Origin of the sequence: Massilia sp. UYP32, from assembly GCF_050434365.1 — a bacterium.
In the GTDB taxonomy this organism is placed as follows: domain Bacteria; phylum Pseudomonadota; class Gammaproteobacteria; order Burkholderiales; family Burkholderiaceae_D; genus Telluria; species Telluria timonae.
Genome location: NZ_JBNDIK010000018.1, coordinates 23,166 through 36,796, shown reverse-complemented (window position 1 = coordinate 36,796; position 13,631 = coordinate 23,166). Strand labels below are relative to the sequence as shown.

Genomic DNA, 13,631 nt, shown 5'->3' with positions numbered 1-13,631 from the left:
GCGCGTTTCCGCAGCCTTGCCTAAGGGCACAAGAAAGAGACATGCAGAAACCGCAAGCGAACCGCCCATGGCTGTGGGTGCCGTCCCTGTACTTCGCCCAGGCCATCCCCTATGTCGTGGTGATGAACCTGACCGTCATCATGTACAAGGACATGGGGATCTCGAATTCCGACATCGCCTTCTACACCAGCCTGCTGTACCTGCCGTGGGTCGTCAAGCCGCTGTGGTCGCCCATCGTCGACATGTTCGGCACCAAGCGCCGCTGGACCGTGCTGTTGCAGATCGTGGTCGGCGCTTCGCTGATCGCGGTCGGCACCGTATTGCACACACCGGCCTTTTTCGCCGTCAGCCTGGCCGTCATGTGGATCATGGCGTTCAGCTCGGCCACCCATGACATCTCGGCCGACGGCTTCTACATGCTGGGCCTGCGCCAGCAGCAGCAGGCCGCCTTCGTCGGCGTGCGCAGCACCTTCTATCGCCTGGCGACCCTGGTCGGGCAAGGCCCGCTGGTGGTGCTGGCCGGCTACCTGGCCGTGAGCCTGGGCGACGTCAGGCAAGCCTGGGCGATCGTGTTCTACGTACTGGCCGGGATCTTCTTCGCCGCATTCGCCTGGCACCAGTTCGTGCTGCCGGTGCCCGAGGACGACCGTCCCGCCCCGACCACCAATAATCCGCTGCGCGACTTCTTCGGCACCTTCGCCGCCTTCTTCAGGAAGCGCGACATCTGGATGATCGTCGCCTTCATCCTCACCTTCCGCCTGGGCGAGGCCCAGCTGCTCAAGCTCGTGGCGCCGTTCCTGAAGGACCCGGTCAGCGAAGGCGGCCTGGGGCTCACCACCGCCGAATACGGCATCGCCTACGGCACGGTCGGCATCATCGCGCTGACGCTGGGCGGCCTGGCCGGCGGCTGGCTGATCTCGCGCCTGGGGCTCAAGCGCTGCCTGTGGCTGATGGTGTTCGCGATCCACCTGCCGGACCTGGTGTTCGTCTATCTGTCGCAGACGCAGCCCACCGACCTGGTGACGGTGTCCGCCTTCCTCGCGCTCGAGCAGTTCGGCTACGGCTTCGGCTTCACGGCCATGATGATGTACATGATCATGGTGGCCGATGGTCCCAATAAAACCGCGCACTATGCAATCTGCACCGGCCTGATGGCGCTGGGCATGATGGTGCCGGGCATGTGGAGCGGCGACCTGCAGGAATACCTGGGCTACAAGCACTTCTTCATCTGGACCTGCCTGGCGACGATCCCCGCATTCATCGTGGCGGCGCTGGTGAAGATCGATCCCGAATTCGGGAAAAAATAACGGGCCATGATCGACGCACCGGTGCGCCTGACATCGCTCGACGCCTTCCGCGGCTTCACCATCGCCGCGATGGTGCTCGTGAATAATCCGGGCGACTGGGGCCACCTGCATGCGCAGCTCGCGCATGCGGCCTGGCATGGGTGGACGTTCACCGACACCATCTTCCCTTTCTTTTTATTCATTGGCGGCGTCGCGATGGCGCTGTCGCTGGGCCGCCTGGCCGCCGCCGGCGCGCACAAGCCGCAGCTGCTCCTCAAGCTGGCCAAGCGTGCCGCGTTGATCTTCCTGATCGGCTTCCTGCTCAACCTGATCCCGCGTTTCGATTTCGACAGCGTGCGCATTCCCGGCGTGCTGCAGCGCATCGCCCTGTGCACCTTGCTGGCGGCGCCGCTGGTGGTCTACCTGACGTGGCGCGGCCAGGCGCTCGCCGTCTTCCTGCTGCTGGCGCTGTACAGCGTGCTGATGCTGCTGGTGCCGGTGCCCGGCATCGGCGCAGGCAACCTGGAGCCGGGCCGGGATGTCGGCGCCTGGATCGACCGCGCGCTGATGGACGGCCACCTGTGGGCGCAGGCGAAGACCTGGGACCCGGAAGGCCTGGTGTCCACGCTCCCGGCCGTGTGCAGCCTGTTGTTCGGCGTGCTGGCCGGCCGCCTGCTGCTCTCGGCGCTGCCGCGGGTCGAGCAGGTGGTGTGGCTGATGCTCTCCGGCCTGGCCTGCCTGGCGCTGGGCTCCACGCTCGACGCGGTCCTCATGCCGATCAATAAAAGCCTGTGGACGCCATCGTTCTGCCTGTTGATGAGCGGCTGGGCGCTGCTGGCCTTCGGCGCCAGCTACTGGCTGCTGGACGCGGCGCCGTCAACGGCACTGCGCGAGCGCATGCAGCGCCTGAGCACCCCCTTCGTCATCTACGGCATGAACGCGCTGTTCATCTTCGCTTTATCCGGCCTCATCGCCAAGATGCTCGGTTTGATCCAACTCACGCAGCCGGACGGTAGCCAGCTCGCGCTCGGCCGACTCCTGTACGCGCCGTTCGCCGCGCTGCCGCTGGACCCACGCAACACCTCATTACTGTACGCCATCGCTTTCAACGCCTGCATGTTTGCCATTGCCTGGTGCATGTGGCGCAAGCGCTGGTTCGTCAAAGTCTGAACAGAACACAAAGGAGCCACTTTGCTTCCCGATATGAACAAACGCGCTTTCACGCTCGGCATGGCCAGCGCCTTCGCCCTGGGCGGTCTGCTGGCCGGCTGCGGCACCAAGCCGCTCACCCGCGACGTGCCGGTCGCCGAAACCAGCGGCGGCGACGACCCGCCCGCCGCGCCGCGCGAGCTGCGCGCCGCCTGGGTCTCGACCGTCGCCAATATCGACTGGCCCAGCAAGCCCGGCCTGTCGTCCGCCAAGCAGCAGCAGGAAGCCATCGCCATCCTCGACCGCGCCAAGTCGCTGAACCTGAATGCGATCGTGCTGCAGGTGCGTCCTTCGGCCGATGCGATCTATCCGTCGAAGATCGAGCCGTGGACCGAGTACCTGAGCGGCGCGCAAGGCAAACCGCCAATGCCGGCCTACGATCCGCTCAAGTTCTGGATCGACCAGGCGCATGCGCGCGGCCTCGAGCTGCACGCCTGGTTCAACCCCTACCGTGCGCGCATGGACGCGGCGCGCTCGCAGTCGGCGCCGAACCACATCACCAACACCAATCCCGACATCGTCAAGCGCTATGGCAAGTTCATGTGGATGGACCCGGGCGAGCCGGAAGCCGTCAAGCAGACCATGGACGTGATCCTCGACGTCGTGCGCCGCTACGACATCGACGGCGTGCACATCGACGACTATTTCTATCCCTACCCGATCGAGGCCACGCCGGCCGTGGCCGGCAATGCCGCCGCGCTGGATGGCCGCGCGGCCAGGGCCGAACTGGACTTCCCCGACGATCCGGCCTGGCAGCGCTACCTGAAGAGCGGCGGCACATTGGCGCGCGCCGACTGGCGCCGCGACAATGTCAACCGCCTGATCGAGGCCATGTACAAGGGCATCCATGCCGAAAAAAGCTGGGTGCGCTTCGGCATCAGCCCCTTCGGCCTGGGCCGGCCCGACCGCCGTCCGCCTGGCATCGTCGGCTTCTCGCAATACGACAAGCTGTATGCCGACGCCGAACTGTGGCTGCAGGAGGGCTGGCTCGACTACTTCGTGCCGCAGCTGTACTGGCCGATCAAGCCGCCGGGCCAGGCCTATGACGTGCTGCTGGACTACTGGATCGGCCAGAACCCGCTCGGCCGCCATATCTGGCCGGGTCTGTTCACCAGCCGCATCGGCGCGCCGACCCGCGACTACGAGCCGGACGAAGTGCTGCAGCAGGTCAGCGTGACCCGTTCGCGTCCGCTGGCCACCGGCCACATCCACTTCAGCATGGTGGCCCTGATGCAGAACCGCAAGGGCATCAGCGACCAGCTGCGCACGACCCGCTACACCGGCCAGGCGCTGGTGCCGGCCACGCCGTGGCTGGGCAGCACGCGGCCCGGCACGCCCGCGATCAAGGCGACCCGCGGCGCCAGATCGGTCGACCTGAGCCTGAAGGCGGGCAAGGGCAATGCCCTGTATGCGATCTGGGCCCGCCACGGCAATGAATGGCGCTTCGCCGTGGCGCCGGCGGCGCGCGCGACCTGGACGATTTCCGACGACGAACGCCTCGGCCCGGCCGAGATCGTCGTGGTGAGCGCGGTCGACCGCCTCGGCAACGAGGGCGAGCGCGTGCGTGTGTGGTCGAAACCATAATGCGGGTAGCATCACGGTATGCCGACTGATCAAGACATTCTGCGCGTAGCAGGCGCCGGCCTGGGCATCGACGCCGGCGGCACCCAGACCCGCTGGGCGCTGGCGGCGCCCGGCGGCGCGATCCTGGCCGAGGGCACGGTCGACGGTCTCTCCGCCCTGCAGATGGCCACGCCCCACGGCCGCGACGCCGTGCGCGCCACCTTCGAACGGCTGGCGGCGGCGGTATTGCAGCATGCGAACCCGGTGCGGGTGCAGGCCGGCCTGACCGGCTTCGGCGGCGATGGCGAACTGCTGCAGGGCTGGCTGGCCGCCTTGCTGGGCGTGGCGCCGGGCGCGGTCACCTTGTGCAACGACATCGAGATCGCCTACCGCGCCAGCTTCGCGCCGGGCGAAGGTTACCTGGTCTATGCCGGCACCGGTTCGATCGGGGCCTTCATCGACGAGCACGACGTGTTCCACCGCGCCGGCGGCCGCGGCGTGGTGCTGGACGATGGCGGCGGCGGCTTCTGGATCGCGCGCGAAGCGCTGCGCCACATCTGGCGCAATGAGGACGAACGTCCTGGCTGCTGGCGGGATTCGCCGATGGCGCATGCCGTGTTCGAATACGTCGGCGGATCGGACTGGGCCGAATCGCGAAAGTTCATCTATCAAAGCGAGCGCGGGACGGTCGGCAAGCTGGCGCTGGCCGTCGCCGCCAGCGCGCAAAGCGATCCGGCGGCGCGCGCCATCCTGGCCGATGCCGGCCGCGAACTGGCGCGCCTGGCGTCGGCCTTGATCGCGCGCTTCGGGGCGCGTCCGGTGGCCTTGAGCGGACGCGCCGCCGAACTGCATCCGCTGATCGCCGACACCATGCGCGCAGCGCTGCCCCCGAATATCGACTTCGCGCAGACCGGATTGCGCGCCCACCACGCGGCCGCGCGCCTGGCGCTGGGTTGAACGACAAGAAACCACCAAGGAGAACAAGATGAAATCGATCGCCGCCTTACTCGCCCTGACCGTGCTGGCGGGCTGCTCCACCGTCCCGCGCTACGACACCACCTATACCGCCAAGGGCCAGTCGAGCCGGGCGCGCTTCCTGGTGCTGCATTACACGGTCGCCAACACGCCGAGCTCGATCAAGATCCTGACCGAGCAGCAGGTCAGCTCGCACTACCTGCTGACCGACGAGGCGACGCCGAAGATCTATCGCCTGGTCGACGAGAACCGCGCCGCCTGGCATGCCGGCAACTCGAGCTGGAAGAACTTCACCCAGCTGAACAACAGCTCGATCGGCATCGAGATCGTCAACGCCGGCTGGAAGGACACGCCGACCGGCCGCGTCTATGCGCCGTTCCCGCAGGCGCAGGTGGACGCCCTGGTTCCGCTGGTAAAAGACATTGTCCAGCGCCACGGTATCGCGCCCGAGAACGTGCTGGGCCACAGCGACATCGCGCCGCTGAGGAAGCAGGATCCGGGTCCGCAATTTCCGTGGCAGCGCCTGGCGCAAGAGGGCCTGGTGCTGTGGCCGGACGCCGCCCGCGTGGCGGCCGTGCGCCCGGCCTTCGACGCCCTGCTGCCCGACGTCGGCTGGTTCCAGCGCAAGCTGGCGACCCACGGTTTCGGCATTGTGCAAAGCGGCGTGTACGACGAAGCCACCCGCACCACGCTGGCGGCATTCCAGATGAAATACCGTCCGCTGGACATTTCCGGCAATCCGGACGCCGAGACGGCGGCGCTGCTCGAAGTGCTGACCACGCCGGCCGGCACTCCGCCGCCGCCGATGCCGGTGATCCCGGCCCAGCCGCTGCCGCTGCCGCAGCAAGCGCCGGCGCCCATGCCGGCGCCCATGCCGCCGGTCGGTACGCCAGTGCCGCCATCGGCGCCGGCCCCGACTGCCGAGCCGCTGCCGGGCGCGCTGGAGAACGTGCCGCCGACCGCGCCGGTGCCTGCGCCCGTGCCTGCCACGCCGCCAGTGAATACACCGTGACCCATCGCCGTACAGCAATTTTCGCTGTATCCTTCGCCCATCCACCCTGTGCGTATGCGGGGTGGGTTTTCTACTGAAGGATGAAGCAATGCGTCTGCGTCATATCGAGGTATTCCACGCCATCATGCAAGTCGGCACCATCAGCGGCGCCGCCCAGGTGCTGCATATCTCCCAGCCGGCGGTGACCAAGGTGCTGCAGCACGCCGAGCTGCAGCTGGGCATGCCGCTGTTCGAGCGCGTGCGCGGCAAGCTGTATCCCAAGCCGGAAGCGCACCGCCTGTTCGCCGAAACCGAGAAACTGAACCGCGACCTGCAGGGCATCCGCCGCCTGGCCGCCAGCCTCAAGGGCCGCGCGGTCGAGACCGTGCGCCTGGTGTCGACGCCGACCATCGCGGTCAGCGTGCTGCCGGTGGGGATGACGGCCTGGCGCCGCGATTTTCCCGAAACCCGTTGTGAGCTTGCAACGCATCACACGAGCGAGATCGTCAATGCGCTGCGCCTGGGCGAAGCCGACCTCGCGCTGTCGCTGCAGGATCCGCGCCATCCCGGCATCGTGGCCGAGCCGATCGCCCACGGCCTGCTGACCGTGGTGGCGCCCGCCGGCACCTGGACCGACGACGAATGCAAGAAGCCGATCTCGGCCGAAGACCTGAGCGGCGAACTGATCGGCCTGGCCGACCGCGATCCGCTGGGCGAGATGGTCGTCGCCGCCTGCGAGGCCCAGGGTGTGCAGCCGGTGTTCCGCACCGTGGTGCAGACTTACCAGATCGCGCGCTCGCTGGTGGAGGCCGGCGCCGGCACCGCCATCCTCGACCCGTTCACCGCCGCTTCGGCGGCCCCAAGCAAGGTGCAGTGCCGCCAGTGGTCGCCATCGATCCCGGTGCACCTGTACCTGCTCACCGCCAGCCATTCGCCCCTGTCGCACGGGGCGCGCGAGCTGGCTAACTGCATCGGCGCGACCGCGCGCGCCTGCCTTGAACAAAAGTAGACCATGACGCTTACCCTCGCCAGCGAGGACATCGCCGGCAGCCCCGAATTTCGCCACCTGGACAGCATCGCCGGCATCGACGTCGACCTGCGCTACGCCACGGCCAACAACTTCGTCGGACGCGACCTGTATTCGCCCTACGACTGCGCCTGGCTGCACGTCGAGGCGGCGGCGGCGCTCGAGCGCGCGGTGGCCTGGCTGGCCGTGCATGCGCCCGGCTTGAAGCCGCTGGTGCTGGACGCCCTGCGTCCGCAGCGCGTCCAGCAGCAGTTGTGGGATGCGCTCGAGGGCACCGACCTGCGCCTGTATCTGGCCGATCCGGCGCGCGGCTCGATCCACTCCTACGGCATGGCGCTCGACATCACCTTGCTCGATGCCGACGGCGTCGAACTGGACATGGGCACCGGCTTCGACGACATGACGGAGCTGTCGCATCCGGCGCTGGAAGAAGGCTTTTTGCTGGCCGGGCAACTGACCGAGCAGCAGCTGGCCAACCGCCGCCTGCTACGCACGGCGATGCTGCAGGCCGGCTTCCTGGGCATCAAGACCGAATGGTGGCACTTCGATTGCGGCGACCGCGACCTGGTGCGCGCGACCTTCCGCCGGGTGCTGTAGTTACGCGGCCAGCTCGACCGACTCGACCCGGTTGCGGCCGTTGCGCTTGGCCGCATACAGCTGCTTGTCGGCCGCCACGATCAGGTCGGGCAGGGTGACGCGCAGGTCGGCGCTGGCGAAATCGAAGGCGGCCACGCCGAAGCTGGCGCTGGTCGGCACCGGTTCGCCGTCGACCGTGAAGGTGCTGGCGGCGAAGGCATCGCGCAGGCGGTCGGCCAGGACGGTCGCCCCCGCCGGCCCGGTCTCGGGCAGGATCAGCAGGAATTCCTCGCCGCCGTAGCGCACCACCGCATCGACGCCCTGGCGCGTCATCCGCTGCAGCAGGGTGGCGAAGTTCTGGATCACGTGGTCGCCCTGGTGGTGGCCGAAGGTGTCGTTGATGTGCTTGAAGTGATCGATATCGCACAGCACCACCGAGACCGGATGGCCGAAGCGCCGCGCCCGCGCCAGCTCGGCGCCCAGCAGATGGTCGTTCAGGTAGTGGCGGTTGTAGCAGCCGGTGAGCTGGTCGCGCTCGGCCAGGCGCTTCAATTGCGTCTGCAGCCGGAATTCCTCGCGCGCCACCCGGTTGAAACGGCGCGCCGCCAGGATGCCGAAGGTGTTGATCATCGCCAGCAGCATGCCCATGGTGAGCAGGTCGGCCACCGGCCGCGGCGGCAGCAGGGTGTGCACCAGCGCCAGGAAGACGATGACGCCGCCGCTCGCGATCGCGGTGGCGTAGGCCAGCCGGTTCGGGATGTACAGGTAGATCACGACCTGGATCACCACCATCGACAGCGTATGCCAGTGCACCTCGTTCGGACGGGCCAGCGCGACCACCATGAAGCAGCCCAGCGACAGGATCTCGGCGCTCGACGCGGCCAGCCGGGTGCCGCGTATGGACAGCGGACGGCGATAGGCCAGCCAGGCGCAGACGCCGCCATTGAGGGCCACGCCCAGGCGCGCCGGCAGGGTCTCCCTGAGCGCGGTGTCCAGGCCCAGCGCCGCGATATCGGTCAGGAAGAAGAACTGGAAAAACACGACGCAGAACAGCAGCGTGAAGCCGAGCAGCGAGCGCGTACGGGGGAGCTGACTGTTCAGGAATTCGGTCTCGTCTGCGGCGCGCGCGAATTCTCCGGTCAGGGGATGGAATTTCATGGATGATCAGGACAGCCAAACTTGAAGGTCGGCAACGCGTCCTGCGGAGGCGGAACCGGAGCGCGGGACACACACCAGGCCGCTATTGTGTCAGCTTTTGCTATCGAAAACTAACGAATTATAGTAATTCGATAGTGACCTTGTTTCGACAGCATTGTTTACCTGTGCATTCCCGGTTCAGGGCGCCGCGCCCGAGCGCGCCACCCAGTCCACCAGCGTGTCGAGCACGATGCGTCCGCGGCCATTGCCGCTTTGCTCGCTGTTGATCATCGCCACGAACACGCAAGGAATGCCGCTCGCGTCCGGCACGTAGCCGGCCAGGGCGGTGACGTTGCGCAGCGAGCCTGTCTTGAGGCGCGCGCGGCCGGCGGCGGGGCTGTCCTGCAGGCGGCGGCGCATGGTGCCGTCGACCGCGCCGATCGGGATGCTGGACTGGAATTCCGGCGCCCAGGGGCTGCGCAGCCCGGCCTGCAACAGGCGCGCCATCTGCTGCGCGCTGATGCGCTCGATGCGCGACAGGCCGGAGCCGTTGTCGATCACGAAGCCGGTGTCGTCGATCTGCTTTTCGCGCAGCCAGGCGCGCACGGCGGCGTCGGCGCGGGCGAAGGTCGATTCCCCGGCCAGCGGCAGCGCCAGGCTGCCCGCCACCGGATCGGCCTGCAGGCTGCCCAGGCTCAGGAACAGGGTGCGCGCCAGCGCGTTGTCGGAAGGCTTGTTGGTGTCGCGCACCAGTTCCGGCAGCAGCCGCGACACGTGGGCGGCGAGCAGACGGGCGTCAAGCGGCGTCGCGCCGGTGATGGTGCGGCCGCTCAGCACGCCTCCTTGATCGCTCCAGGCCTGGCGCACCAGGCGGCTCACGTAATCGTCGCGATCGAGCACGTTGACGCCGTAGCTGCGGTTGCAGTTCTTCGGAAAGGTGCCGCGCAAGACCACCTTGATGCGGCCATCGGGCTGGCGCTGCGCCTCGGGCAGCTTCCAGCCGGCCTCCCATTGGGCGCAGTCGGCGTCGACCAGGGTCATCTCGGAGGCCACCGAGACCCGCTCCAGTTGCGGATGCATGCGCAGCCGCAGGGTTGACGCGGTGGAGCGCATGTCGAGCTGCAGCATGTTCTTGTTGACCAGCAGGGCGTCGGGGATCACGTTGTAATACGCTTCGGGCGACTCGTCGAACGGCGGCAGGCCGACATCCGGACGGTCCGGCTGGAACAGGGCGCGGTCGAGCACCAGGTCGCCCTCGATGCGTTCGATGCCCTCGTAGCGCAGCGCGCGCAGCATGTCGGCGATGTGTTCGCCGGATAAGTCGGCATCGGCGCCGCCCTTCATGTACAGGCTCCCGCGCAGCACGCCGTCCTCGACCTGGCCAGTGGTGCGCAGCTCGGTGCGGCCGCGGAAGGCGGGGCCCAGGCGTTCCAGGCCGACCAGGGTCGTCACCAGCTTCATGGTCGATGCCGGCTGCATCGGCAGGCCGGCCCGGTGTTCCAGCACGGTGGCGTCGCCGCGCAGCACCAGCACCCCGATCTCGTCCTGCCCGATGCCGTTCTGCTGCAGCGCCTGGGCCACCGGTTGCGGCAGCTGGGCGTGGGCGAACGAGATGCTCGTGAAGAGCGCGGCAAGAGCGAAGACGGAGCGTTGGAGCATGCTGTTCCTTTTAACCGAAGAAGAGATAGGCGACGAAGATGGCGGCGACGATGCCGATCAGGTCGGCCAGCAGGCCATAGCTGACCGCATAGCGGGTCTTGCGGATGCCGACCGAGCCGAAATACAGGGCGATGATGTAGAAAGTGGTGTCCGAGGCGCCCTGCAGGATGCTGGCCAGGCGGCCGACGAAGGAATCGACGCCGTAGGTATTGATCGCATCGATCATCATGGCGCGCGCGCCGCTGCCCGACAGCGACTTCATGAGCGCGGTCGGCAGCGCGCCGACGAAGTCGGTCTGCAGGCCGAGCGAGGCGAACACCCAGGCGAAGCCGTTCACGATCAGGCCCAGGATGCCGGAGTTGCGCACCACGCTGATCGCGACGATCATGCCGACCAGGTAGGGGATGATCTTGATCGCGGTCTCGACTCCGCCCTTGGCGCCTTCGATGAAGGCCTCGAACACGTTCACCTTTTTCATCAGGGCCCCGGTCATGAAGGCGGCGATCACCGAGAACAGCACCAGGTTGGCGACCACGGTCGACACCAGCTGGATCTGCGATTTATCGAGGAAGTAGGTAAAACTGAACACCATCGACGCGATCAGCGCGGCGGTGCCGCCGATCCAGGCAAAGACCACCGGGTCGAACATATTGATGCGCTGGCGGATGCCCACCGCGATGATGCTGAAGATGGTGGCGGTATAGGTGGCGATCAGGGTCGGGATGAAGATGTCGGCCGGATTGGCGGCGCCGAGCACCGCGCGCTGGGCCATGACGGCCAGCGGGATGATGGTCAGGCCGGAGGTCTGGATCACCAGGAACATCAGCTGGGCGTCGCTGGCCTCGTCCTTCTTCGGGTTGATCGACTGCAGGCTTTCCATCGCCTTCAGGCCGAAGGGCGTGGCGGCGTTGTCCAGCCCCAGCATATTGGCCGAGAAGTTCATCACCATGTGGCCATTGGCCGGATGGTCCCGCGGCACGCCGGGGAAGATGCGCGAAAAGAAGGGCGCGATCACGCGCGCGAACAGGTTGATGGCGCCGGCCTTTTCGCCGACGTTCATGATGCCCAGCCAGAAGGTCATCACGCCGGCGAGCGGCAGGGCGATGTCCATCACGGCCATCTTGGCCGAGTCGAAGGTGCCGTCGATGATGCGCTTGAAAATCTCGGTATCGCCGAGGAACAGCCATTGGAATAGCGCTGCGATGAAGCCGACGAGGAAGAAGCCAGTCCAGATGTAATTGAGTGCCATGAAGTAGGTCGCTGCTGGGTATCGCACGATTGTGCAGTGGACAGGGGCTGAGGGCAAGCCGCGTGGATGAAAGAATGCAGCCGCACCATGTGCAAAAGTTATGAGCGTTGCCTCGGGCAGGGCGCCGGCCTATGATACGCAACGCCCAACACGCCCCGCCGTCATGACATTCCGCTACGCCGCCGCCCTTGTATTCACCCTGTCCTGCCTTGGTGCGCAGGCGGCCGGAGCCCAGGCGCAGCCGCCGGCGCAGTCGGAGCAAAAAGTGCTGCGCATGTTCCTGTCCACCAGCGAAACGGGGCTCGACCCGGCGATGGCGTCCGACAACGCCACCCTGTCGCTGCTGGAAAACCTGTTCGATCCGCTGCTGCGCTACGACTACCTGGCGCGGCCGGCCAAGCTGCGGCCGAACACGGTAACTGCGATGCCCCAGGTGAGCGCCGACGGCCTGACGTATACCTTCCGCATCCGCCCCGGCATCCATTTCACGCCCGACCCGGCCTTCAAGGGCGTGAAGCGCGAAGTCACCGCCGCCGACTATGTCTACAGCCTCGAGCGCCTGCGCGACCCGTCGCTCAGGTCGCCCTGGTCGTATATGCTCGAAGGCAAGCAGGTGGAGGCGGTCGACCGCTACACCCTGCGCATCCGCCTGGCCGCGCCCGACAACAACTTCCTGTTCTATCTCGCCACCCCGGCCACCGGCGTGGTGGCGCGCGAGGTGATCGAGGCCTATCCGGGCCAGGCCGGCAACCATCCGGTCGGCACCGGCCCCTTCATGGTCAAGGAATGGAAGCGCAGCGACCGCATCGTCCTGCTGGCGAATCCCTATTCGACGGCCGTGTTCCATGCCACGCCGGGAGACGACCCGGAAGACCGGGCGATTGCCGCCGCCCTGAACGGAAAACGCCTGCCGCGGGTGGACCGGATCGACGTGAAGATCGCCGAGGAATTCCAGGGCCGCATGCTGGGCTTCCTGAATGGCGAATACGACTACCTGGAACAGATTCCCGAATCGATGACCGAGATGGTGGTGCGCGATGGCGAACTCAAACCCGAGCTGGCGGCGCGCGGCATCGTGCTGTCGCGCTTCCCGGTGCTGCAGACCTATTACATGTGGATGAACATGAACGACCCGGTGGTCGGCGGCTACGGAAAGGACAGGGTAGCGCTGCGGCGCGCGATCTCGATGTCGTATAACAGCGCGGAAGACATCGCGCTGCTCAAGAAGGGATTCGCGATCAAGGCCGAATCGCCGCTGCCGCCGAACGTGCTCGGCTACGATCCGGATTACCGCAGCCCGGTGCCCTACAACCCGGCGCTGGCCAACGCGCTGCTGGACCGCCATGGCTACGACGGGCGCGATGCCGATGGTTTCCGGCGCGCGCCTGGTGGCAAGCCGCTGACGCTCACGATGCACAGCGAAGCCACCGTCGGCGGCCGCCTGCGCGACGAGTTGTGGAGAAAATGCCTGAACGCGATCGGCCTGCGCGTGGTGTTCAAGTCGGACAAGAAGACCGAGATCATCAAGGCGTCGCGCCTGGGCACGGTGCAGATGTTCGAAAGTAACTGGATTGCCGACTTCCCCGACGGCGACAATTTTTACCAGCTGCTGTACGGACCCAATGCGGGCCGCGCCAACTACGCGCGTTTCAACCTGCCCGAGTACAACGTGCGCTACGAAAGAGCGCGTCTGCTCGGCGATGGTGCGCAGCGCAACCAGCTGTATTTCGAGATGAATCAGCTCATCCACGCCTATAACCCATGGGTGCCGTTGACCCATGTGCTGTCCGGCGACCTGCGTCATCCGTGGTTGAAAAACTACAAACGGCATCCGGTCGAATTCACGACCTGGCGTTACCTCGATGTCGATGTTGCGCAAAGAGCACGCTCCGCCAGAGCTAAGCGATAGATTCCGTTAGTTTTTCCTAAATAAAATATTCCTGCTGGTTATACTGCCCT

General features: G+C 66.6%; 10 protein-coding genes and 1 pseudogene. 8 read left to right on the top strand and 3 right to left on the bottom strand.

What is annotated here, in order from left to right:
* Positions 1-41: 41 nt before the first annotated feature.
* The 7 genes and pseudogenes from ABIB42_RS15375 to ABIB42_RS15345 all read left to right on the top strand — a co-directional run bounded on the left by ABIB42_RS15375 (position 42) and on the right by ABIB42_RS15345 (position 7,648).
* Positions 42-1,307, top strand: a complete 1,266-nt coding sequence (locus tag ABIB42_RS15375) for an MFS transporter (RefSeq protein ID WP_005664299.1) — start codon at positions 42-44, stop codon at positions 1,305-1,307.
* A 6-nt stretch (positions 1,308-1,313) separates the two neighbouring features.
* Positions 1,314-2,456: an acyltransferase family protein gene (locus ABIB42_RS15370; protein WP_429248614.1), complete on the top strand. Its 1,143-nt coding sequence runs from the start codon at positions 1,314-1,316 to the stop codon at positions 2,454-2,456.
* 33 nt (positions 2,457-2,489) lie between these two features.
* Entirely contained in the window at positions 2,490-4,079 is a 1,590-nt protein-coding gene (locus tag ABIB42_RS15365) for a glycoside hydrolase family 10 protein (protein WP_169331313.1), read from the top strand.
* 18 nt (positions 4,080-4,097) lie between these two features.
* Complete coding sequence (locus ABIB42_RS15360) at positions 4,098-5,015, top strand: N-acetylglucosamine kinase (protein ID WP_429248613.1); 918 nt, start codon at positions 4,098-4,100, stop codon at positions 5,013-5,015.
* Between the two features lie 28 nt (positions 5,016-5,043).
* Positions 5,044-5,808, top strand: a pseudogene (locus tag ABIB42_RS15355) (N-acetylmuramoyl-L-alanine amidase); the annotation flags it as partial.
* Positions 5,809-6,133: 325 nt separating this feature from the next.
* Positions 6,134-7,033, top strand: a complete 900-nt coding sequence (locus ABIB42_RS15350; RefSeq protein ID WP_005664309.1) for a LysR family transcriptional regulator — start codon at positions 6,134-6,136, stop codon at positions 7,031-7,033.
* A 3-nt stretch (positions 7,034-7,036) separates the two neighbouring features.
* The gene (locus ABIB42_RS15345; RefSeq protein ID WP_071361016.1) at positions 7,037-7,648 is read left to right on the top strand and encodes a M15 family metallopeptidase; all 612 of its coding nucleotides are present in this window, start codon (positions 7,037-7,039) and stop codon (positions 7,646-7,648) included.
* Here ABIB42_RS15345 and ABIB42_RS15340 read toward each other — a convergent pair whose 3' ends face one another.
* The 3 genes from ABIB42_RS15340 to ABIB42_RS15330 form a co-directional block, all read right to left on the bottom strand.
* Positions 7,649-8,785 (bottom strand): GGDEF domain-containing protein, encoded by a 1,137-nt coding sequence (locus ABIB42_RS15340; protein WP_429248612.1) that lies wholly within the window; start codon positions 8,783-8,785, stop codon positions 7,649-7,651.
* 177 nt (positions 8,786-8,962) lie between these two features.
* Positions 8,963-10,423 carry a D-alanyl-D-alanine carboxypeptidase/D-alanyl-D-alanine endopeptidase gene (gene dacB / locus ABIB42_RS15335; protein WP_429248611.1) on the bottom strand — a complete coding sequence of 487 codons (1,461 nt, stop codon included), beginning with the start codon at positions 10,421-10,423 and terminating at the stop codon, positions 8,963-8,965.
* Positions 10,424-10,433: 10 nt separating this feature from the next.
* Entirely contained in the window at positions 10,434-11,672 is a 1,239-nt protein-coding gene (locus ABIB42_RS15330) for a nucleoside recognition domain-containing protein (protein WP_005664317.1), read from the bottom strand.
* Positions 11,673-11,835: 163 nt separating this feature from the next.
* Between ABIB42_RS15330 and ABIB42_RS15325 the strand changes: the two genes are divergently transcribed.
* Positions 11,836-13,581: an ABC transporter substrate-binding protein gene (locus ABIB42_RS15325; RefSeq protein ID WP_005664318.1), complete on the top strand. Its 1,746-nt coding sequence runs from the start codon at positions 11,836-11,838 to the stop codon at positions 13,579-13,581.
* Positions 13,582-13,631 lie beyond the last annotated feature (50 nt).

Coding starts and splice junctions, on each gene's coding strand:
- ABIB42_RS15375 (WP_005664299.1), top strand. CDS start 42: ATGCAGAAACCGCAAGCGAACCGCCCATGGCTGTGGGTGCCGTCCCTG.
- ABIB42_RS15370 (WP_429248614.1), top strand. CDS start 1,314: ATGATCGACGCACCGGTGCGCCTGACATCGCTCGACGCCTTCCGCGGC.
- ABIB42_RS15365 (WP_169331313.1), top strand. CDS start 2,490: ATGAACAAACGCGCTTTCACGCTCGGCATGGCCAGCGCCTTCGCCCTG.
- ABIB42_RS15360 (WP_429248613.1), top strand. CDS start 4,098: ATGCCGACTGATCAAGACATTCTGCGCGTAGCAGGCGCCGGCCTGGGC.
- ABIB42_RS15350 (WP_005664309.1), top strand. CDS start 6,134: ATGCGTCTGCGTCATATCGAGGTATTCCACGCCATCATGCAAGTCGGC.
- ABIB42_RS15345 (WP_071361016.1), top strand. CDS start 7,037: ATGACGCTTACCCTCGCCAGCGAGGACATCGCCGGCAGCCCCGAATTT.
- ABIB42_RS15340 (WP_429248612.1), bottom strand. CDS start 8,785: ATGAAATTCCATCCCCTGACCGGAGAATTCGCGCGCGCCGCAGACGAG.
- dacB (WP_429248611.1), bottom strand. CDS start 10,423: ATGCTCCAACGCTCCGTCTTCGCTCTTGCCGCGCTCTTCACGAGCATC.
- ABIB42_RS15330 (WP_005664317.1), bottom strand. CDS start 11,672: ATGGCACTCAATTACATCTGGACTGGCTTCTTCCTCGTCGGCTTCATC.
- ABIB42_RS15325 (WP_005664318.1), top strand. CDS start 11,836: ATGACATTCCGCTACGCCGCCGCCCTTGTATTCACCCTGTCCTGCCTT.